The organism is Frankia sp. Mgl5, from assembly GCF_023242985.1.
GTDB lineage: Bacteria > Actinomycetota > Actinomycetes > Frankiales > Frankiaceae > Parafrankia > Parafrankia soli.
In genome coordinates this window covers 3,795-4,051 of the sequence record NZ_JALKFY010000844.1, presented here as the reverse complement: position 1 = coordinate 4,051, position 257 = coordinate 3,795, and the positions used below count along the sequence as shown (strand labels likewise).

Annotated in this window: 1 protein-coding gene; it reads left to right on the top strand. The window is 71.6% G+C overall.

What is annotated here, in order from left to right; all coding sequences use genetic code 11:
* Positions 1 to 257, top strand: a 257-nt coding sequence (locus MXD62_RS36220) for a tetratricopeptide repeat protein (RefSeq protein ID WP_248833837.1), incomplete at both ends; no start/stop codon positions are given.

Below are 257 nucleotides of genomic sequence, written 5' to 3'. Positions count from 1 at the left end.
CATCCGCACACCCTCACCACCCGATCCAACCTCGCTGCCTGGCAGGGGGAGGCGGGGGATCCAGTCGGCGCTGCGGCCGCCTTCGCTCACCTGCTGAACGACCGGCTCCGGGTACTCGGTTCCGACCACCCCAGCACCCTGGCCACCCGATCCAATCTCGCCGCCTGGCGGGGCCACTCCGGGGATCCAGTCGGCGCTGCGGCCGCCTTCGCTCACCTGCTGAACGACCGGCTCCGGGTACTCGGTTCCGACCACCC